The sequence below is a fragment of the Mesorhizobium atlanticum genome, assembly GCF_003289965.1.
Lineage (GTDB): Bacteria > Pseudomonadota > Alphaproteobacteria > Rhizobiales > Rhizobiaceae > Mesorhizobium > Mesorhizobium atlanticum.
On the sequence record NZ_QMBQ01000012.1, the window covers coordinates 19,987 to 39,746 of the forward strand.

Annotated in this window: 17 protein-coding genes and 1 pseudogene; 4 read left to right on the forward strand and 14 right to left on the reverse strand. The window is 59.9% G+C overall.

What is annotated here, in order from left to right:
- Window positions 1-72: 72 nt before the first annotated feature.
- Window positions 73-1,299 carry a TlpA disulfide reductase family protein gene (locus DPM35_RS29600; protein WP_245431704.1) on the reverse strand — a complete coding sequence of 409 codons (1,227 nt, stop codon included), beginning with the start codon at window positions 1,297-1,299 and terminating at the stop codon, window positions 73-75.
- 578 nt (window positions 1,300-1,877) lie between these two features.
- Here DPM35_RS29600 and DPM35_RS33025 point away from each other — a divergent pair.
- Entirely contained in the window at window positions 1,878-2,117 is a 240-nt protein-coding gene (locus tag DPM35_RS33025; RefSeq protein WP_245431705.1) for a hypothetical protein, read from the forward strand.
- Between the two features lie 326 nt (window positions 2,118-2,443).
- Here DPM35_RS33025 and DPM35_RS29610 read toward each other — a convergent pair whose 3' ends face one another.
- The 12 genes from DPM35_RS29610 to DPM35_RS29665 form a co-directional block, all read right to left on the reverse strand.
- Window positions 2,444-3,310, reverse strand: a complete 867-nt coding sequence (locus DPM35_RS29610; RefSeq protein WP_112131035.1) for a universal stress protein — start codon at window positions 3,308-3,310, stop codon at window positions 2,444-2,446.
- 106 nt (window positions 3,311-3,416) lie between these two features.
- Window positions 3,417-4,202, reverse strand: coding sequence for a winged helix-turn-helix transcriptional regulator (locus DPM35_RS29615; protein WP_112131037.1), 786 nt, complete (start codon window positions 4,200-4,202; stop codon window positions 3,417-3,419).
- A 24-nt stretch (window positions 4,203-4,226) separates the two neighbouring features.
- On the reverse strand, window positions 4,227-4,709 hold the full coding sequence (locus DPM35_RS29620; RefSeq protein ID WP_112131038.1) for a NifX-associated nitrogen fixation protein: 483 nt from the start codon (window positions 4,707-4,709) through the stop codon (window positions 4,227-4,229).
- Window positions 4,710-4,721: 12 nt separating this feature from the next.
- On the reverse strand, window positions 4,722-5,225 hold the full coding sequence (gene nifX / locus DPM35_RS29625; protein ID WP_112131039.1) for a nitrogen fixation protein NifX: 504 nt from the start codon (window positions 5,223-5,225) through the stop codon (window positions 4,722-4,724).
- Complete coding sequence (gene nifN / locus DPM35_RS29630) at window positions 5,191-6,573, reverse strand: nitrogenase iron-molybdenum cofactor biosynthesis protein NifN (RefSeq protein ID WP_112131040.1); 1,383 nt, start codon at window positions 6,571-6,573, stop codon at window positions 5,191-5,193. The genes nifX and nifN overlap by 35 nt, the downstream gene beginning before the upstream one ends.
- An 8-nt stretch (window positions 6,574-6,581) precedes the next feature.
- Window positions 6,582-8,069 carry a nitrogenase iron-molybdenum cofactor biosynthesis protein NifE gene (nifE, locus tag DPM35_RS29635; RefSeq protein WP_112131041.1) on the reverse strand — a complete coding sequence of 496 codons (1,488 nt, stop codon included), beginning with the start codon at window positions 8,067-8,069 and terminating at the stop codon, window positions 6,582-6,584.
- 156 nt (window positions 8,070-8,225) lie between these two features.
- Window positions 8,226-9,767 (reverse strand): nitrogenase molybdenum-iron protein subunit beta, encoded by a 1,542-nt coding sequence (nifK, locus tag DPM35_RS29640; RefSeq protein ID WP_112131042.1) that lies wholly within the window; start codon window positions 9,765-9,767, stop codon window positions 8,226-8,228.
- Between the two features lie 125 nt (window positions 9,768-9,892).
- Window positions 9,893-11,395 carry a nitrogenase molybdenum-iron protein alpha chain gene (nifD, locus tag DPM35_RS29645; protein ID WP_112131043.1) on the reverse strand — a complete coding sequence of 501 codons (1,503 nt, stop codon included), beginning with the start codon at window positions 11,393-11,395 and terminating at the stop codon, window positions 9,893-9,895.
- Window positions 11,396-11,494: 99 nt separating this feature from the next.
- Window positions 11,495-12,388 (reverse strand): nitrogenase iron protein, encoded by an 894-nt coding sequence (gene nifH / locus DPM35_RS29650; protein WP_112131154.1) that lies wholly within the window; start codon window positions 12,386-12,388, stop codon window positions 11,495-11,497.
- Between the two features lie 654 nt (window positions 12,389-13,042).
- Window positions 13,043-13,405 carry a hypothetical protein gene (locus tag DPM35_RS29655; RefSeq protein ID WP_112131044.1) on the reverse strand — a complete coding sequence of 121 codons (363 nt, stop codon included), beginning with the start codon at window positions 13,403-13,405 and terminating at the stop codon, window positions 13,043-13,045.
- A 132-nt stretch (window positions 13,406-13,537) separates the two neighbouring features.
- Window positions 13,538-13,744: a hypothetical protein gene (locus DPM35_RS29660; protein WP_112131045.1), complete on the reverse strand. Its 207-nt coding sequence runs from the start codon at window positions 13,742-13,744 to the stop codon at window positions 13,538-13,540.
- Window positions 13,737-14,645, reverse strand: coding sequence for a DNA-processing protein DprA (locus DPM35_RS29665; RefSeq protein ID WP_112131155.1), 909 nt, complete (start codon window positions 14,643-14,645; stop codon window positions 13,737-13,739). The genes DPM35_RS29660 and DPM35_RS29665 overlap by 8 nt, the downstream gene beginning before the upstream one ends.
- A gap of 1,200 nt (window positions 14,646-15,845) precedes the next feature.
- Here DPM35_RS29665 and DPM35_RS29670 point away from each other — a divergent pair.
- From DPM35_RS29670 to DPM35_RS29680, 3 genes and pseudogenes are all read left to right on the forward strand, one after another.
- Window positions 15,846-16,379, forward strand: a complete 534-nt coding sequence (locus DPM35_RS29670; protein WP_112131046.1) for a peroxiredoxin — start codon at window positions 15,846-15,848, stop codon at window positions 16,377-16,379.
- Between the two features lie 70 nt (window positions 16,380-16,449).
- On the forward strand, window positions 16,450-17,898 hold the full coding sequence (gene rpoN / locus DPM35_RS29675; protein ID WP_112131047.1) for an RNA polymerase factor sigma-54: 1,449 nt from the start codon (window positions 16,450-16,452) through the stop codon (window positions 17,896-17,898).
- 193 nt (window positions 17,899-18,091) lie between these two features.
- Window positions 18,092-18,319 (forward strand): annotated as a pseudogene (locus tag DPM35_RS29680) (Fic/DOC family N-terminal domain-containing protein); the annotation flags it as partial.
- Between the two features lie 71 nt (window positions 18,320-18,390).
- Here the strand turns inward: DPM35_RS29680 and DPM35_RS29685 are convergent.
- Window positions 18,391-19,719: a M16 family metallopeptidase gene (locus tag DPM35_RS29685; protein WP_245431713.1), complete on the reverse strand. Its 1,329-nt coding sequence runs from the start codon at window positions 19,717-19,719 to the stop codon at window positions 18,391-18,393.
- Between the last annotated feature and the right edge of the window lie 41 nt (window positions 19,720-19,760).

A 19,760-nucleotide genomic window follows, 5' to 3' on the forward strand; every position in this document is an offset into this window, starting at 1 on the left:
CGCGACCGCAGGTCATCGCAGCCTTCGAGGTTCGGACCTGCCGTAAACGATCCACCCAGCACCGCATCGGGCCTATTTGCCGTGACGGCGCCAGCGGAACAGATGAAATGGCCAGCAAGCATTCAAGTTGACGCCCCTTTTGATGTATTTTCTCCAGCCGGATCCGCCCTGGTCAGGCGGGGACATTGTCTTGCGCAGCCGCGCAAAGAGCGCTGCAGCACCCCTGCCCGCCTTATAGCTGGCCAAGGCCTGCCGCAGATCCGGCAGGAGATGTTCTCTCAGCCCGTCCGGGAGAGGCTGCGGACCGTCAAGCGACTTTATTGCCAGCTGGAGCAACTCGATCGCGCGATCCTTGTCGCCACTTTCGTAATAGTAGCTGGCGACCGCCGGATAGGACCGGAACTTGGAGCCGCTGCTGTGCGGAGGATTGAGGGCGAGGATCTGTTCCGATAGCTTTTTGCCCATCGCGAAGCGTTCCGCAGGCGGAAAGCGCGAATGGTCATGCCCCGGGCCGAAGAGTTGGCCCAGCGCCGCCACCATCCAGTTCTCGCAGTTTCTGTCGATCGCGTCGCGAACCAATTCGCCCATGAGAGGCACGCCGGTCCACATGTCCTGCATCTTGTGGAGCACCAGATGCACACGGGCCAGGCGGAAATTGAGATCGTCAGGCGACAAGGCGATGCGCTCTTCGATCGCGGAGAGCGCCATGTTCCAGTCCTCTTTCTTTACCGCGGCGCAGAATCTGTCGCAGATTGGCTTCTTCAAGGCCTGTTCGCGCGCTATCGCGCCGTTCCTGGCGATCCGCGCCGTGTCGGCGGCTTTCGCTTCGTCGCTGCTGCGCCAGCTGCCGCTAAGCACCTTCGGCAAAACATCGTTGAGCTGCTTCGGATGACCTATAAAGGCAATGTGCCCGTCTCGGTCGACGACGAAGGAGGTTGGAATGCCGACCGAGAAGCTGGGCTCCCTCCAAAGCTTGTTCATTCCGCCGGTGGTGTCGAAGGCGATCCGACAGTTCAGATCCGAGCAGTTTTCGGCGAGCCATGCGTCCAGCTTGGGGCGGGCCTCAAAGGCCGAGGAAGCGTCTTCATCGGCAGCGACTGCGACAACCTCAAGTCCACGGTCCTTGTATTTGTCCTGTAGCTCTATCAGGTTGAGCATCGCCTCCGAACATGGCCCGCACCAAGTTGCCCAAAACTCCACGACGTACACTTTGCCGGGCTGGAAGGTCGCGAGCGGCTCGCCGCGCAGCCAGGTCTCGACCTTCATCGGGGGAGCGGGTGAGTCCATCTGCAACGCCATGTTGCTCTCCAAGGCTATTGCCAAACGCCGGCTGACCTTACGCGCGAGTTTTTCTCCCCCTCAGCGAGGGTACGCGGCTTCATGGCACGAGACCGTCACTCGCCTCCTCCATCTGCATGCAGCCGGCACTTGTCCGGTGATGCCGCATTCAGTGTTGCCGCACGTCCACAAAGCAAAGGCCGTGCCAGCGCGTTCAGCGCGTTGATTTCACTTAAAAAACCCGATTGTCCGGCGACGATAGCTGGTTGCGCTTAAGCCGACATGCTGGTGAAGTTGTCAGGTTTCAGACATAAGCTAGGCGCTGAGCGCTTCCCAAGGAAAGGAGCGCGGCCACGGGACCACTGTGTATTGGGCGGAATGGGCCGATGGACGTCATGACTGCGACGCCTATCGTGAGGCTCGTCGTCCGGCGGCCGTCCGCCCTACCCCAGGGGAGGCTCACGCCGCCCTCGGCGGAGCTGCCGGGGATACAATCCAGTAGCCTAGGCGCGGCATGAATGCCAACCTGGCCCGATGGCAGACCGCTTCGATGCGGGAAGCGGCGGCGCTTATGTCTCAAATCCGAGGCAAAGCACACAATGCCCGAAGATCGTCAGCTGGTGCCCCCGCTTGGCTTCCGCTTCCGGCTTCACCGTCGGGACCTGCCAGGAAGTCCGGACCTCGTGTTTCCAAGGCGCCGCAAGCTGGTCTTCGTGCACGGATGCTTCTGGCGCAGGCATGGCTGCACGCTTGCCTCAGAGCCAAAGAACCGGACTGCGTGCTGGGAGAGCAAGTTTCCCGGAAACTGGAACGGGACAGGAAAAGCCAAGCCGCGCTGACGGCAGAGGGGTGGCAGGTGCTGGTCGTGCGAGAGTGTGAGACAAGGCCGGGGAATCTAAGCACGTTAGCGGACCGCCTGCTGCGTTTCTTTGGCGCCTGTCCGTCCAGGCCGACGTCGGTCTTCGCTTTTGCGGACCGTCTCGTGCGAGCAGAAGCCGCCCAGACCGCGCGCTGCAGCGATCGCAATGTTCTTCCGGGCGGTGCGCCTGTAAACTGCCTCGAGGCGCTCGGCGAAGCGTCGGCGCGATCCTTCGCGTCGTTTGGACGATCAGGATAGGGAATCCAGGACCAGAACGTCTAGCCGCATCGACGCACATTCACAAACTTAGCGAGCCAGAAACAGCGGCAATCGCGGCTTGCCCTCTACCCATCTCGTCACGCCGCCGAAGAGGCGCTCGCGCAGGCGCCGGCTGCCATAAGCGCCCATCACCATCATGTTGGCGCACGTGTCTATCGCGTGCTGCGCGAGCACCATTGCCGCCGGTTTGCCGCCACTTGGAAGCCGATCGACCGACACCCGAACACCGTGGCGGGTGAGATAGGCAGCGACGTCGGCTCCAGGCTCGGTGCCGTTTCCTCTGCAGGTCACTTCCGGATCGACCAATGCGACGCGAACTTGTTCGGCACGACGTAGAAAAGGGAGCGCTTCCCGAACCGCACGAGACGCCTCGACACGCGAATCCCAGCCGACCAGGACGCGCCGCGGCGACAGAGTTGGCTCTGCCCCTTTCGGCACGACGAGCACGGGCTTTCCGGTATCGAACAAGCTGCCGTTGATAACAAAAGGTCCGAGATTGATGTCGTTGAGAAGTGCCGGGCCGACCACGGTCAGGTCGCTGCAGAGCGCCCGCCGTCGCACCGCGTCACCGACACCGGCCTGGTCGCAATAGTCTGTATCGACGTCGTAGCAAAGCCACATGGCTCTCAGCAGTCGTTCAATGTTCCTGGACGTCTTTTCCAGCATGGCCATCTCGCATGAGAACTTCTCGATTTGCCGATAACGTTCTTCCAGTCTGGCGATTGCCTCTGCGGGCCGTCTAGGCCACTCAGGAATGCAACCAGCCAGCGGCGGGCGCGACATGATCAGCACCGAAAGATAGGCGCCGGCCCCGGCGCACAAATCGGCGGCTATCTTGACGTCCTCATCGGAATGACCAGCTCCCGTCACGCTGAGTACGCTCCTGAAGGCCATGGGGCTGCTCATTTCGGAGTATGTCATCGAACCTGCCGGCATGTTCGGAGCGTTTAGACCTGGTCCTGCGAGGAGCATGGGGACGGAGCCAGATTGGTTTGTCATTTCAGTCGTCCGAGTTCTCGAGCGAGTAGCCCGCCGATCTGACGGTGCGGATCACGCTGTCGGGCGAGGCCGCCTTCAGCGCCTTTCTGATCCGGCTGATATGCACGTCCACGGTGCGCGCACCGATATGGATGTTGTCGGGCCAGGCCGCTTCGATCAGCTCGTCTCGGCTGAAGACCTTGCCTGGAGCCCCAAGCAGATGCCGCAGCAGGTTGAACTCGAGCGGTCCCAGATGAATGTCGTGGCCGTTACCCCGAACGCGGTGGGCATCGAGCTTCATCTCAAGGCTGCCGCAGCAGAGCCAACTGCCGTTTTCGATCCCGTTTGAACCTGGCTTCGGTAGCGCCAGCTTCGCTCGCAGGCAGTCAAGCAGCGTGGCCGGCGCGATCGGCCGCACAAAGCTCTCGTCAATGCCCGCCTTCAGAAGATCCAGATGCTGGTTCTCAGCACCCGGCGCAATCAGAGCAATGACGGGAAGGCCGCCGGTGCGGGGCTCGCTTTTGAATGTTGCGCAGATTGTGGAGCCTGTCGCACTTGCTGGCCTGCAATCCAGCACCACCGCCTGGAGCTCTCGTTCATCGGCCGCTGCCAGTGCTTCCTTGACGCCGCCTGCCGGCTCACTCGTGAAGCCGTCCACGCCCAAAATATGGCTGAGGAACAGATACAACTCCGCATCCTGCGAGCAGATCAGGACCACTGGCTTCATCGGCGTCACCCCAAGAAGCAGATCGGCCTCGACCGCCCGGATCGGGTCGGCAGGCCGTGCCATGTTTTCAAGGCCTGGCATGGTTCCTTTGGTCGAACATCGTTTTCATAACCCCCTCGCCACCTCGGGATGGGCATCAATTACTGCAATTGCATCGCCGGCCAGTTTCGAGCCCGCAGCAGTGAGTTTCCAGAACGTCTCGAAGCCGAAGCGGTGGACGTCGCGCAGAGTCTTCGACAGGAGCACCAAACGCCCGGTCGTCAAAAGCACGCGCCCGAAGCCCTCATGGCTGATCTCCATCATCGGCGATGCTATCAGGCCGGAGCGCTCCTCGATCGCAAGCCCGACAGCGGTGTAAAACATGTTGAGCCTCCACAGCACGTCAGGGTCGGGATCGCCGATGATCGGGATCGCACGGCGCTTTTCCTTTGTGAGGATGAAGTCTCCCAAAAGCTCGGCGTCCGATTTGCCTTCCCATGCTCCGAAGGAATCCTGGGCTCGGATCAGCCGCACGAGGCACTTCACGAACGGCGTGGCAAGTGCCGCTTCATCCTCGCCTCCCTCGCGGTTATGCACGGCGTCGAACATTTCGCCTGCTCCTCATTTGAAGTCCTCGTCCTCGAAGGATGGCTTCTTCCTGGAAATGCCTGCCTGCGACAGCACCTTGCGCAGCCAGGGCGGAGGAGCCGTCCTGAGCATCGTCTGCGTGCGCAGCAGCACTTCTTGCATGCTTTGGGGCTGCGGCACCTTGATCGGAAGGATTTTCGCCGAAATGACCTTGGCTGCCGAAGGTCCGCCGATGGCAAGACAAAACAAAAGGTGACAGCCCTTAAGCGCCTCCACCTTTGCGGAGATGCGATCATCGCCCTCGCCGCGATGCTTTCCGCTCTCGTCGGAAACGTCGTCGAAGCCCACGGCTTCCACAAGCTGCCACTCCTCCTGCGTCACGTCGTAGACGGCAAATCGCTTGGCCGACCCGAAATGAGCGTTGAGGTTCTTCATGTCTTGCGTGGCGATCGCCACGCGCAGCGCGGCGGCCTGCCGTAGCGGCATCGATGCGTTAACCTCGTCAGACACGAGCGAGAGGCGACGAACTGAGCTCATCTGGCATTTCTCGGTGGCGGAATGGATCAAGCGTCTCAGGCGTCGGCGCATGCCGCTTGGCCTGGAAGATGTTGGCAACCTCGAAGATCAGGTCGCGGGTCCCCTGATAGAGGACTGTGAGCTTGTGCTGGCTGCCGAGCCGGTCGAAGACTGGGAACCCGACGCGCATGAGTGGGATGCCGAGGCGCTGCGCCGCCTGGCGGCCGTGGGAATGGGTGACGAGGAGATCAGCGCCGGCGCCAAGAGCCTCCAGATCGCCAAGATCGCCGATCTGAACCTGGTCGGCCGGAACTTTCTCCAGAACTTCCGACATATCGGTCGTGGTGACCGCCGCCGCGATTTCGCAGCCCATGCCGACGAAGAACGTCGCGAGCTGGTAGAGCTGGTCTGGTTCGGCAGCGATCGCAATTTTCTTGTCTCCGAAATGGAAATGTCCGTCGAGCAACGCGTCCTGCAATTGCGCCCGGCGACGGCGTACACCGGCCGGCACCGGCTTCCCCGAGATCGCAGACAGAAGTGAGATGAAGCGGTCGGCGTCCTTCAGTCCCGTCAACGACTGGAATAGCGCGTAAGGCACGTCGGTCAGCATGTGCAGCAGCTCGGCCGGGCAACGCATATGCTCGCCGATCGCTATGCATTGCACCGCCGTGCCAAGCTCGCGGATGTCGTCGACTTTGGCACCGCCGTAGGTGGTCGCAACCCAGCGGTCGGGCACCGTGCCGTCGAGCGAGCCGGAGACGTCTGGCACAATCACCGGCTCGAGTTCGAAGCTTTCAACCGTCTCACGCAAATGTTCCAGATCGGCCACAGTGAGGTTCCAGCCGGGCAGGATCGCGATCTTGTTCGATTGCCGCGGCAGCTCGCCGCGGCGCGTAATGCTTCCGATCAGCGACGTGACAGCCTTGGCCCAGCCCTCCTCGATCGCCCCGCCGAAATCCGGGGTGTTGGCCAGCACGACCTCCGTGCCTGCGAGTTCTTCAGCTCGTTTGATCCGGATATTGGCGATGTCGGCCGCGAAATCTTCGCCGCGGGTTTCCGCTAGCGCCGTCGTGCAGACCCCGATCAGCTTAGGATTTGTGCGGCCCTTAAGATTGACGATCGCCTCTTCCAGGTGGTCCGCCCCGCCGAGGATCGTCGCCACTTCGTCCATCGCGGTGGTCTGCAGGGGGATAGCCTCCTTGAAATGGCGCACGAAGAGCACGAGCGCGAAGCTGGTGCATCCCTGGCTGCCGTGGAACAACGGTATCGCACCCTCGATGCCAAGAAAGGCCAAGGCCGCACCCAGCGGCTGCGACGACTTCAGCGGATTGACCGCCGCGGCTTTTGTCTTGGGAAGGATCCGGACCATCGGCTTTCTCAACACTCGCCCAGATCGTCGGCCGAGGTGCCGGCGAAGTTGATGGCCTGGACCGCCGTGGTCTCATTGTTCGTGCTCGGCGACTCGTCCGCCAGGACGGGCTGGCACTCCCACGGTGGTGCCTCCCGCACCTGGCGCCAGACCGGGTTGTGGATGGCGAGGTCGATCTGGCGCACGAGTTCGACCATGCCGTCATAACCGGCATAGGGATGGTGACGCTCTTGGTTGATGTCGAGCCAGGGTAGCTTGGCCTTCAGCGCGATGAATTGCGTGCGCCCGCCCGACAGCATGATGTCGGCCTCGTCTCTTGACAGCATTGCGTAAAGATCGCGCGGTGCCATGGTCTCAAACATGTGGTTCTCATGCTTGAGAATCTTTTTGATGCGCTGCTTGTCTTCGATCGTCGATTTCTTGACCGAGGTGCCGACGATCTCGATGCCGATCTCCATCAGCGCATGGACCACGGACCAAGATTTCACACCGCCGGTGTTGAGAAGCACACGCTTGCCTTCGAGCCTCGGGCGATAGGCCGCGAGCTTCTGCCAGGCAATCGTTTCCTCTTCGGCAATCAATGCGTCAGTGCGGCCGAGGATTTCCGAATCGGCGCCCTTCTTGACGAGCAGTCTGGCAATCTGCCGGAGCGCTCCAGAGGTCCCGCTGATGCCGTAGAAGGAGCCCTCGAAAAACGGGATGTCCCAGCGCTGCTCCATCTTGCGCGCCAGATTGATGAGTGCGGTCGAGCACACCACCATAGTTGCCCGGGCGCGGTGCGCCGACGCAATGTCGAGGTAGCGCGCATCGCCCGGTATTGAGGCGCGCACCCGGATGCCTAGCCGATCCAGGAGCGGCTTCACCAGCCAAAACTCGCCAGAGAGGTTGAATTCGCCAAGGATGTTGATGTCGTAAGGGCCGGCATCGTCGGGCTCTGCCGTGCCGATGACATGATCGAGCAGTGCCTCACCGGCGAGCTTGTTGCCGAGATTCTTGGATCCGGCAAAGCCTGGTGCATTGACAGGCACGACCGGCAGCCCGAATTTTTCGGCCGCGCGTTTGCAGACCGCTTCGATGTCGTCGCCGATCAGCGCCGGAACACAGGTCGAGTAGACGAAGATCGCCGGCGGCGCGTAGGCTTCCTTGATCTCGCGGATCGCCTTGAAAAGTTTGCGCTCGCCCTGCCCCATCACCACGTCGAGTTCGGTGAGGTCGGTCGTGAAGCTCGTACGCCATAGGGTTGGCCCTGACGAAGCCGTCCCGCGGTTGTCCCAGGAATTGCCCTCGCAGGCGAGCGGTGCATGGACCAGATGCGCGACATCGGTGACCGGCTGCAGCACGATCTTTGCCCCGTCGAAGGCGCAGCCGCCGGCTGCCGCCCCCGGGGTCAGCGGCTTGGTGCAGCCTCTCTTGCGCGCCTTGGCATCCTTGCCGCGGTTCTTCTCGCAGGCAGGCTCGTTGAAGAGATCCTGGATTTTAGCATTAAGCGAGGACATTACGCCGGTCTCCAAAATCCGTCGGGAAGCGACCGGCTCCCAGAAAAGCCGGCCGCCACGTTCCTAAAGCGGCGCGATGCTTCAGATTCGCTCCGCGCGCTTTAGGGTTTCGAATTGCTTTGCGCGCAAACTGCTTCGACTTCGGGAAGCACTGTTTTAGCGGGTTAGGTCATAAGAATAGTCGGTCACCCCCGTCTCGCCTGTGTCGCGGTCGAGCTTGTCGAATATCTTGTCGAGGATTGACGTCAGCACCCGCAATCCGCCCTGGTAGCCCATGAGCGCAAAACGATGGTGATGATGCCGGTCGAAGATCGGAAACGTCAGCCGGATCAGCGGCGTGCCGGTGTCGCGCTCCAGATACTTGCCGTAGGAATTGCCGATCAACAGGTCCACGGGCTCGGTGAAGAGCAGCGAACGCATCGCCCAAAGGTCCTTGCCCGCCCACACTTGAGCCTCCTTGCCGAAGGGCGAGGACGCGAGCAGCTCCTTCATCTCGCCTTCCCAGGCCTGCGTGCCGTTGGTGGCGAGGCAGTGGGTCGGCTCGCCGCCCGTCTCCATGATGAAGCGGGCCATGGCGTAGACAAAGTCCGGGTCGCCGTAAATTGCGTATTTCTTGCCATGTAGCCAGGATTGGCTGTCCGCCATGGCGTCAACAAGCCGACCGCGCTCCAGTCGGATTGCCTCGGGGATTTCCTTCCCGGAGATCGCGGAGACCTCCAGTAGGAACTCGTCGGTCGCCTGGACGCCAAGCGGGTAATGGAATGAGGCTGTGACCTGACCGGCCTCCTCGCAAAATTCCAGCGTTTTTCGGGTATTGTAGCGCTGGAGCGAAAGTGTCGCCTCGGCGTTGAGGGCATTCCTCACGTCCTGGATTTTCGTGCCGCCGTCATACATGCGGTATTCGCCGTCGGATGGCGTGTCGAACTGGTCAGAGGCATCTTGGATAAACGTATAGGATACCCCCATCAGGTCGAGCAGGCGTCTGAGCTCCCGGTTGTTGCCGACGCAAAAACCATCGAAGCCCGGAATGATGTTGATCGTCCCCAGGGCTTCGGTGCGCTCCTGGCCTTTCCAGAAGTGCTCTAAAATGCCCTTGACTGCGCCGTCATAGCCATCAACGTGGCTGCCGACGAAGGCCGGCGTGTGAGCGAACGGCACGTCAAAGTCGCGTGGGACCGATCCTTCTTCCTTGGCGTTCTCGATGAAGCTGTGCAGGTCGTCGCCAATGACCTCGGCCATGCAAGTAGTCGATACGGCGATCATCTTCGGGTCATAGAGCTGGTACGTGTTGGCGAGCCCGTCTATCATGTTCTTCAGGCCGCCGAACACGGCCGCGTCCTCGGTCATTGAGGAAGAAACCGCCGAAGCAGGCTCCTTGAAATGACGCGACAGGTGCGAGCGGTAATAGGCCACGCAGCCCTGGCTTCCGTGAACGAAGGGCATGGTTCGCTCAAAGCCCGCGGCCGCGAAGACCGCACCCAGCGGCTGGCAGGCCTTGGCCGGGTTGATGACGAGGGCTTCGCGCGCAAAGTTCTTCTCGCGGTATTGCCAGGTCTTGGTGAATTCGCCTTGATCGGCAACAACCTGATCCTGGTGCGGACATTCGAAATTCAGTTTCTTCTCCGCAAGCATCTTCCTGTATTCCGGCTCGCGGAAGAGGGGCGCATGGTCGAGAACTTTTTCGGCCGACTGCGGCATGAGTGATCACCTCTTTTGGATCCGACCGCGCCTTAGGGCTGGCCAGGGACATTGAACATTTCAGGTCTTCCGCGGATCGCGGCGGTTTATCATCTCCCTGAGGAGATCAGGCTCGGACCAGGTATCTATTCGGCAGCCATCGCGCGCCCCTGGCTGGGACGTCTTTTCCAAGGCGCCTCAAACAGGCCCCAGACCGGGTTGTTGATGGCAAGATCCACATCACGGGCGAAAACGGCAAAGCCGTCATAGCCGTGATAGGGCCCCGAATAGTCCCACGAGTGCATCTGACGGAAAGGGATGCCCATCTTTTGCACCGGGTATTTTTCCTTGATCCCCGAGCCTACAAGATTGGGGCGAACGCCCTCGATGAACTTCTCCAACTCATAACCGGTCACGTCGTCATAAATCAGAGTGCCGTTCTTCACGTAATGCGCGGTCCGTTGGTAATCGTCGTTATGGGCAAACTCGTAACCTGTACCGACGATCACCATGCCGAGGTCCTCGTAGGCTGTGATGACATGGCGGGGGCGCAGGCCGCCGACATAGAGCATGACCGTGTTGCCTTCGAGACGCGGCCGGTATTTGGCGATTACCGCGTCGACCAGGGGGCGGTACTTGGCGACGACCTGCTCGGTCTTCTCCTGGATTTCCGGCCCGAAATGCTTGGCAATCTTGCGCAGCGAGGCTTCGATCTGGGAGGGACCGAAGAAATTGTACTCCATCCAGGCAATGCCGTACTTTTCCTCCATGTGCCGGCAGATGTAGTTCATGGATCTGTAGCAATGGATCAGATTGAGCTTGGCCTTCGGCGCGCGCTCTATCTCGGCTAGCGTGGCATCGCCCGACCAATTGCCAACCACGCGCAAGCCAATTTCCTCAAGCAGGATTCGCGACGCCCAGGCGTCTCCGCCGATGTTGTAGTCACCGACCACGTTCACGTCGTACGGGCCGTCCTCGAATGCCACGTCCTTCTTTTCGAACACCCAGTCGCGGATCGCATCATTGGCGATGTGGTGGCCGAGCGATTGCGAGACGCCGCGGAAGCCTTCGCAGCGCACCGGCACGATCGTCTTCTCGATCTCCTTGGCCTTCTTGCGCGAAACCGCCTCGGTGTCGTCGCCTATGAGACCGATCGGGCACTCGGACTGCACGGTGATGCCCTTGTTCAGCGGAAACAGCTCTTCAATCTCATCGATGATCTGTTCCAGCTTCTTGTCGCCGCCGAAAACAATGTCCTTCTCCTGGAAATCGGAGGTGAACTGCATTGTCCCGAAGGTGTCGATCCCCGTCGTGCCGACGTAGTAATTGCGGCGCTGCGACCAGGAGTACTGTCCGCAGCCGACCGGGCCGTGCGAGATATGGACCATGTCCTTGACCGGGCCCCATACCACGCCTTTTGAGCCGGCATAGGCGCAGCCGCGAATGGTCATTACGCCGGGAATGGACTTGATGTTCGATTTGACGTCACATTCGGAAAGGACCTCGCCTTCCCGGCTGGCCTCGTCCCCGCTCTTTGCAACGTTGAGATGCTTTTTGCGGCGCTTCGCCGCCTTGTCGGGATATTGGGACAACACCTCCTCGATTAGCTTCGCATGGAGAGCACCGTCGTTTTCGTATTCCAGGCTCATGGGACCCCTTTCAAGGTTCGCGTTGACGCCTCACCGGCGAGGCGCCGCTATGCCAAAGGCGCGCCAGGTCAAGGCTGCACCTCAGGTCGACAACGCTCGTTACTGTGCGGCCGCCTTTGCCGTTTCCTTGGCCTGAAGCTCGGCAAGCATCTGCTCGTCTGTCTTCATGATGCCGAAGTCGAGCAGCATGTCTTCGAGCTCCTCCATGGTGATTGGGGTCGGGATGGTGCCCTGGCCCGAATTGCCATGGATCTTTTCGGCCAGCGCGCGGTATTCCCCGGCCTGCTTTGAGTCGGGCGCGTACTGGATCACCGACATCTTCCTGAGTTCGGCGTGCTGGACGATATTGTCGCGCGGCACGAAATGGATGAGCTTGGAATTGAGCTTGGAAGCCAGCGCTTCGGCGAGGTCGAGCTCGCGGTCAGTTTGGCGCTCGTTGCAGATCAGCCCGCCTAACCGCACGCCACCCGAATGGGCGTATTTCAAAATGCCCTTTGCGATGTTGTTGGCGGCATAAAGCGCCATCATCTCGCCGGACATGACGATGTAGATTTCCTGGGCCTTGTTCTCGCGGATCGGCATTGCAAAGCCGCCGCACACCACGTCTCCGAGCACGTCGTAGGAAACATAGTCGACATCGTCGTAGGCGCCGTTCTCCTCGAGGAAGTTGATCGAGGTGATGACGCCGCGGCCAGCGCAGCCCACGCCCGGCTCGGGGCCGCCCGACTCCACGCATTTGATGCCTTTGTAGCCGATCTTGAGCACGTCTTCGAGTTCGAGGTCTTCCACCGAACCCTCCTTTGCCGCAAGGTGCAGCACGGTATCCTGCGCCTTCGAGTTCAAGATCAGGCGGGTGGAGTCGGCCTTGGGATCGCAGCCGACGATGAGTATCCTCTGCCCCAGATCGACAAGGGCGGCGAGCGTGTTTTGGGAGGTGGTGGACTTGCCGATGCCGCCCTTGCCGTAAAAGGCGATCTGACGCAGACCTGACATGTAGCTTTCCTTCCTTCGTTCCATTCATCGCAGCTGCCCGCGATACGAATGCCGGTCGGCAGCTTTCGCCGCCTCGTAAACGTAGGGCTCAAAACTCATGCCAATTTTAGTGACGGATCGAAGAAGGTTTTTTTGTTCTTCCTTTTCAGACATTTGGCCTCAAGCAAAATAAGGGCACGGCCAACTCAACCTGTGTCACGGACCTGACAAGACTAACGGAAGTGTGTCGGACAGCGTTAAATATGACAGCCATACGTCACGCCGGCGAAAAGCCCCAAAGTTGTCGTCCACTCCTCGTGAGTGGCACGCCTCCCCGACGAAAGAACAATCGCGACCAGAACCTCAATCCTGGATCAATGCGAAGCCGCTCTGCGTGGGCCAGCCGCGCCAGAAGAACCACCTCGCGCGCCCTCCCATGCGCATCCCATCCGCGAAGAACAGGGCGAGACCATCGCCGCAAGCGGGATAGCGGTGCGGCCGTTCTGACGGCCGTCGAATGTGAATTTGGCCAAGCTCGATTGCCTACCTTCTCACACGATCGGGCCAGCTATGGATCCGCCACCAATTGATGCTAATATGATTGCCGCTTGTAGACCCGAGCATCGCCATATGAGCCTGGCAATTCGTTGTCAGCCGACCAACGATGCGGCTCGGCTACTCGTTCTCGACATCGCCAAACATAGCCTTTATTTGCTTTGCAAATTCCTCTGCATCAGACGGCGGAATTGCCCGTCGCGCGATGAACATGCCGAAGATCGGGACGCCGGGGAACTGCCCAGCAAGCTTGATCTGCATAGCCCGATAGTGCGTGCCAGCGGTCAGGACATCATCAAAGATGGCAATTGAGGTAAGCGGCTTGCTGGCTGCCACATCCTCATCGATCTCGTAGATCGCGAGCAGATCGTCGACGGTTGGCCGGTCGGCGGACTCGTGCGCGGCCGCGTGAGAATGATTGTGCCTGACGATCTCTAGGACGTCCGGCGGTGGCGTACTGAGCAGCTTGGCGATTTGCGACAAACGGTCGTCATAGTCGGGGTGACCTGGCGCCTTGGAAGATGGAACCGGAACGATTGTCCCCGTCTCGAGCTAAACAGGATTGAGTGCCTGGCGCAATGCAGCAGCGCACTGCCAGATGGCAGCTCCCTTGTACTACCAACCACCCTTGATGAGGCGTTCGGAAGGTTTCTTTTTTAGATTGTGAATAAGCTGGTTGGTATCGCTGAAACGGAAGCCCAAACCATTGGTGTGCTCAAACGCCGTAAACTCGTAGAGGAAGAAGCAGCTGTCTTCTGGCGTCAGTCGAGAATGATCGCCGCGGTTGCTGTCGTCGATCTGACGGAAGTGAACCTTAGTCAAGGTGCGCCCAGATATCGTCCATCGAACGCACCCTGACGGCGCCTTGCGCTTCAAAGGTGTGCGGCCATTTCAGGTCTTTTCGGAAGCAGGAGTCGAGGATAAACAGTTTGCGTTTTTGATACAAAGCAGCTCGCGCCTGTGTGAGCGTACCTGACGTATCGCTTGCCTCGACGATTATCGTGGCCTCGGTGAGAGCGCTCATCGTCACGTTTCGTTCAGGAAAGAAGAGCCGATTTTGCGGAACAGCCTGAGCGGCATAGCGCAGAAACGGAACTTGCGAAATCAGCAGAAACTCTTTGGCGATGCGATCCTGGAGGTCTCTGTTTTCCTTCGGATAGTAGCTACCGAGGGGCGTACCGATTACTGCAATCGTGCGCCCGCCGTTGGCGATGGCCGTTTCGTGAGCGACACGATCGATCCCGGCGGCCAGGCCCGAAACGATCGTGAAATCGTCCTTCCTATCCGCGCGCTTGCGGGCAGTAAGATCGCGCGCCAGCTGTTTTGCGCGCTGCTTTCCTTCATCGGTCGCTTCGCGTGCGCCGACAATGGCTATGCAGCGCGTCTCCGTCAGTTCCCAGATGCCTTGGAAATACAGCAACTCGATTGGATGCTTGGCGTCACGCAGCTTTTGCGGATAGTCGCCAGCGTGATGGATTCGTACGCCAAAGCGCGTTACGCCTTTCCTCACGGTTTCTGCAAGCACTTGGCGGGCGCATTCATTCGCTTCTGAAGGACTGACAAAATCGGATGGCAACGCCGATGGATCCTTGCTGAACTTCTCGGCAATCGTCTTGAAGGTTGCACCTTTCTGCAGCCACAGGGCCTCGTAGGCGCCCAATTCCAAGCGTGGCGAAATCGGCGACGCCGCCGGGCCGACTTCTTCCTTGCGTGCTAGATGCATCGGGGTTCTCACTATCATCGTCATGCACCCTCAGCAGATTTCAATCTCGCTCAAGAGCGTTACGCCGCTCCTAAAATAGCCCCCGCGATGAGATCGCGGTTGGGTGAATCATGCGTTCATACTTTGTTCTAAAATCCAAGAGAGACACCGTCAACCGCGCTTTGTTATCACCGGAAGGCTCAGCCGCCACAACTGGAAGAGCCGCACCTGTCCCTTTAACGAGATCCACCGAGAGCCCGCCTCACGTTCAGGATGCCCCGTTCCACCACTTCTCCCTTCTCGCGGCCCGGCCCCTGCCCTTGGTAGAGCTTCCGACATTTTCGTCCACCTTCTGACAAAGAAGGTTCGTCGAGTGTCGGTACGCGGAAACGCCTTGCATGTTTCCCGAGCATCAGCAGCCCGACGTGTCACAAGTTCAGCCCGATGAGATCGCCGTCTTAGACGGAAGGCTTTCCTCCATGGCGACCCCGAAAGCATGGTCCTTCTACTCACGGCAAAAATCGCTTCCATCCCTGCTTCAAGTTAGATGGCACGGCATTTGCGCAGCTCATCGGAGCCATCGAAGCACAAACAAAGCGACGAGCGAACCATTGGCGACTCCAGACGAGCACTTGAGGCGACGATGACCATTGCTGATAAACATCGGGAGGGCGTCCCCTCCAGACGTCGGTGCTCGCTAGCTTTTCTGCGCAGGTGTGGTCAAAGGCCGACATCCAAATCCGCTGCATTTGCCCAATTGTTGCGTGTCGGTCCTCATCGCAAAGTGAATGGCGAAGCACTGCCTCGAACAATCACCCCTAGCGACGTCGGCGCACCACTGGCAATCATCTACGGTACGCAGACCGACCTTAGTGAGGTGAGACGCTTGCGCGACGTCAAAGCTGCGACAGCGCACGCCTATTCCGGCACCGACACTGTTCATCACCACTTCTCCCTCCTAGAGAACGGGCAGCGGTCATCGACATCCCTTCCATCGCCACTTGCCTTGGAAGGGGTTGCTCGATCCGCCCAAATCACACATATCGATCCGGCCATTCGGGTGATGAAGAGGATGGGCCAAGGCCTTCCCATACCACCGGATGGAAGAGCGATTTGGAAGCCGCGACGGCCTTCATCTCATATCCGGCATGCCCGCCGAGTCGACGCTGCGTCGGCCAAACCGAGAAGCCATGCCAGGTTTCTTTTAAAAGGAGCTACTTGATGACCGTCACGAAGAAGGTTCCCTTCGTTACCTTTCGCACGCGTGTTCGCGATGATTCCATTGAGGAGCCCAATCCATACCGCTGGGAAGACAAGACATCCGACGACTATTTTGCTGGCAGGCGCGTCATCCTGTTCTCGCTTCCTGGCGCTTTCACCCCGACCTGCTCGACCTTCCAACTGCCCGATTTCGAAAAACTCTACGACGAGTTCAAGAAGGAAGGAATTGACGCGATCTACTGCATCTCCGTCAACGATGCCTTCGTCATGAATGCATGGAGCAAATCCCTGGGAGTGCAGAAGGTCGAGCTTATCCCGGACGGCTCAGGCGAGTTCACGCGCAAAATGGGCATGCTGGTTGCCAAGGACAATCTCGGCTTCGGAATGCGTTCCTGGCGCTACGCCGCCCTGATCAACGACGGCCAGGTGGCTCAGTGGTTCGAAGAGGAAGGTTTGTCCGATAACTGCGACAGCGATCCCTATGGTGTCTCATCCCCGCAGAACATTCTCGAAACCCTCAAGGCCGCCGCATGAGCGAGTGAACGTCAGGCAATTCCCTTAACGCAAGGCCAAGAGCCTCCTAGATCGGAGTTTCGCGCTCAACATGCTGTCCTCGGCAAGGCTGCTTCAGCGGCAGAAGCAATCTATGGTGGCATCGCCTCAGCTCATTGAGTCGATTCGCCTGCTCCAACTGGCACGCGCCGAACTGCATCAGTTCGTGGAGCAGGAACTCGAGAAAAATCCGCTTTTGGAACCCGCTTCAAGCGACGGTGAGGCTCTTGGCGGCGTGCCGATTTCGGCACAGCAATCTGCCGGCGCACCCGAAAACCACATTGATGCACCGACGAGCGCGGCGTCCCCCGAGCGATTAGGGGAATGGAAATCGCCGCCCAATACGACGAACAGCTCTGCGGATAATCGCCCTGCCCTGGATGAGTTTACCGCCTGCCCCGAAACATTGCACGGCCACATCGCTAGTCAGATCGCGCTCACTGCATTCACACCGCAGGAGCGGCTGATTGCCAGCGAGCTTGCAGCCCATCTGGAAGACACCGGTTATCTTCGGTCGGACCTTTTGGAAGTGGCCGGCATCCTAAATGCCTGCGAGCATGATGTGGAACGGGTTCTCGCAAACTTGCAGCGCTTTGACCCACCGGGAATTTTTGCTCGCTCTCTCGGCGAATGTCTTGAGATCCAATTGCGCCAGCGAGACCGGTTCGACCCGGCGATGGCCGCTTTGGTTGCGAACCTTGAGCTGGTTGCGAGACGCGACTTTCAGGCTTTGAAGCAGCATTGCCGCGTTGATGAAGACGACCTGCTCGAGATGTTGCACGAAATCCGTGCGCTCGATCCAAAGCCTGGCAACCGCTTCCAATCCGGAGCGCCGGAATCCATCATACCCGACGTCCTGGTCACGCCCTCGCCCGGAGGTGGATGGCACATTGAACTTGATCCGGACGCGCTGCCCAAGGTTTTGATCAATCAGACCTATGTCGCTGAAGTCGCGCGGCATACCGTTCACAATTCGAAAGATCAGGCATTTCTGAACGAATGCCTGCAAAACGCGAACTGGCTAATCCGCAGCCTCGATCAGCGTGCCCAGACCATTCTCAAGGTTGCGACCGAAGTCGTGCGCCAACAGGATGCGTTCCTTCGGCACGGCGTCGCCCATCTGCGGCCGCTCAATCTCAGGACTGTCGCTGAAGCGATCAATGTGCACGAGTCGACGGTGAGCCGGGTGACCTCGAACAAGTATATGCTTACCCCACGCGGGGTGTTTGAACTGAAGTATTTTTTCACTGTAGCGATTGCCTCGTGCGAGGGCGGTGACGCGCATTCCGCCGAAGCTGTCCGCCATCGGATCAAAGCAATAATTGCTCAAGAATCGCCCAGCGACGTGCTTTCCGACGACGACATCGCCGTGAGGCTGAAGGAAATCGGCATCAATGTTGCGCGCCGCACTGTCACCAAATATCGCGAGGCGATGAACATCCCCTCCTCCGTTCAACGGCGCCGGGAAAAGCGCCTACAGCTCATTGGCGATCAAGATTGAATCGCGTCTGCGACGGGTTGATGGACTCTATCACCGCCGCATACAACCGGGCATTCAGGTGATCGACAGCACCTCCCAGCGCGAGCACCAATAGACCACCACAGCCGGGAGATTTCCAACCACGTCGACGCGATGATGTTCGGCCTCGAGCGTCTCGCGATCCTGCCGCTTTCGCTCCGGCTCATTCGCGAAATTGCCTGTGGCCGGCGAGGTCGTCCGCGCTTTCGTGCCGCCGCCACTCCCTCCTGATCCGCCGATCGATGTACTGTCCCTCCTTGAGCGCCTGAGTGTCGCCGAGCGAGCGCTCGGCCGACTCGACGGGATCACCATGCTCCTGCCCCGCCAGGAGCTGTTCCTACACATGTACGTCCGGAAGGAAGCGGTGCTCTCATCTCAGATCGAGGGCACCCAGTCGACGCTGCAAAAGGCACGACCAAGAATAGAGAGCGATGTCTCAGTCCGCCCTTCCTTCAGTCGAGGTGCGGGGCTGGCTCACAGTTTGTCGCCTTGGTGTAGCAGTGGCCCGACCACCATGGTGGTCGGATCGGCCGAAAGCAGCTTCCTTGCCGCCACCCTCACCTGGTCCAGCGTCACCGCGTTTATAAGGTCGCAACGGCGCTTAATGTAGTCGATGCCGAGCCCTTCAAACTGAACTTCCAAGAGAGTGGCTGCGACTGAGCGGGAGGATGCCAGATGGTTGATGGGATAGGCGCCGACAATATATTTCTTGCTTGCGGCGAGCTCTTTCTCGGTAGGTCCAGTCTCCGCCATCTCCTTCACCACCTGCCGCATGATCGAGAGCGTCTCATGAGCGCGGTCAAAGCGCGTCGCGGTCGTCACCAGCAACGCATTGGAATGCTCGTGATCGAGGAGCAGGGAGCTGACGCCATAGGCAAGGCCACGCTTCTCACGCACCTCCTGGAAGAGGCGCGAGTTGGCGGTCGAGCCACCGAGGATCTCGTTAATCAGCACGGCGGCAAATCGATCCGGGTCGCTCCTTTTCACGCCCGGCCAGGCGAGAAGCAGCGAGGTCTGGGGCAGATCGTAGACTACTTCGAGCCGCCGCCCGACCTTGGGAACGACGTCGGACACTGGAGCCAGTCTCTGCTCGTCCGGCAGATCGCCGAACACCTCGTCCAGCTTGTCGCTCAGTGTCGCGGCGTCGATATCGCCTACCACGGCGACATGCAGGCCGCCGCGGGCGAAATTCGCCCCGTGGAAGGCGTTGATATCCGCGGCCGTTATGGTGGCCAGGGTCTCCTTCGTGCCCTCATCCGGCCGAGCATAGGGATGCCTCCCATAGACAGCGCGAAGCCAGTGCTGCCGGGCGACCGTGTTGGGGTCGCGCTCATTGGCGAGAATGCCCGAGACTATCTGCGCGCGGATACGGTCGATCGGCGCCTGGTCGAAACGCGGGCTGTTCACCGCCAGCTTCAGCAGGCCGAACGCCTCGTCCTTTTGCTCGGACAGCATGCGCATCGAGCCATAGGTGCCGTCGCGCGCCGCCTCGAAATTCATCTCGGCGCCCGCATCGTCGAGCTTGAGCTGGAAGGCTTCGCTGTCGAGGCCGCCGGCGCCCTCATCGAACAGGCCGGTCATCAGGTTGACCAGACCTTCCTTGCCGGCCGGGTCCTGTGCGGTACCGCCACCGAAGACGAATCGGATCGCGACCAGCGGGATCGAATGGTCCTCCACCAGCCAGGCGGTGACACCTTTCTTGGACTTCACTTCTTGAATGTTCATCTCGGCATGCCCGGCGTGCGCCGGCAAGAGCAGGAAAAACAGGACGAAACAAAGGATGGCGAAGGCTCGGGAGAGCATCCCTTCTTGCCCTTTGCGAGAAGAAAAAGTGCTGATCTGTT

Excerpts from the sequence above, each read along its gene's own strand:
- DPM35_RS29600 (WP_245431704.1), bottom strand. The coding sequence starts at position 1,299 with ATGGCGTTGCAGATGGACTCACCCGCTCCCCCGATGAAGGTCGAGACC.
- DPM35_RS33025 (WP_245431705.1), top strand. The coding sequence starts at position 1,878 with ATGCCCGAAGATCGTCAGCTGGTGCCCCCGCTTGGCTTCCGCTTCCGG.
- DPM35_RS29610 (WP_112131035.1), bottom strand. The coding sequence starts at position 3,310 with ATGGCCTTCAGGAGCGTACTCAGCGTGACGGGAGCTGGTCATTCCGAT.
- DPM35_RS29615 (WP_112131037.1), bottom strand. The coding sequence starts at position 4,202 with ATGCCAGGCCTTGAAAACATGGCACGGCCTGCCGACCCGATCCGGGCG.
- DPM35_RS29620 (WP_112131038.1), bottom strand. The coding sequence starts at position 4,709 with ATGTTCGACGCCGTGCATAACCGCGAGGGAGGCGAGGATGAAGCGGCA.
- nifX (WP_112131039.1), bottom strand. The coding sequence starts at position 5,225 with ATGAGCTCAGTTCGTCGCCTCTCGCTCGTGTCTGACGAGGTTAACGCA.
- nifN (WP_112131040.1), bottom strand. The coding sequence starts at position 6,573 with ATGGTCCGGATCCTTCCCAAGACAAAAGCCGCGGCGGTCAATCCGCTG.
- nifE (WP_112131041.1), bottom strand. The coding sequence starts at position 8,069 with ATGTCCTCGCTTAATGCTAAAATCCAGGATCTCTTCAACGAGCCTGCC.
- nifK (WP_112131042.1), bottom strand. The coding sequence starts at position 9,767 with ATGCCGCAGTCGGCCGAAAAAGTTCTCGACCATGCGCCCCTCTTCCGC.
- nifD (WP_112131043.1), bottom strand. The coding sequence starts at position 11,395 with ATGAGCCTGGAATACGAAAACGACGGTGCTCTCCATGCGAAGCTAATC.
- nifH (WP_112131154.1), bottom strand. The coding sequence starts at position 12,388 with ATGTCAGGTCTGCGTCAGATCGCCTTTTACGGCAAGGGCGGCATCGGC.
- DPM35_RS29665 (WP_112131155.1), bottom strand. The coding sequence starts at position 14,645 with ATGCATCTAGCACGCAAGGAAGAAGTCGGCCCGGCGGCGTCGCCGATT.
- DPM35_RS29670 (WP_112131046.1), top strand. The coding sequence starts at position 15,846 with ATGACCGTCACGAAGAAGGTTCCCTTCGTTACCTTTCGCACGCGTGTT.
- rpoN (WP_112131047.1), top strand. The coding sequence starts at position 16,450 with ATGCTGTCCTCGGCAAGGCTGCTTCAGCGGCAGAAGCAATCTATGGTG.
- DPM35_RS29685 (WP_245431713.1), bottom strand. The coding sequence starts at position 19,719 with ATGCTCTCCCGAGCCTTCGCCATCCTTTGTTTCGTCCTGTTTTTCCTG.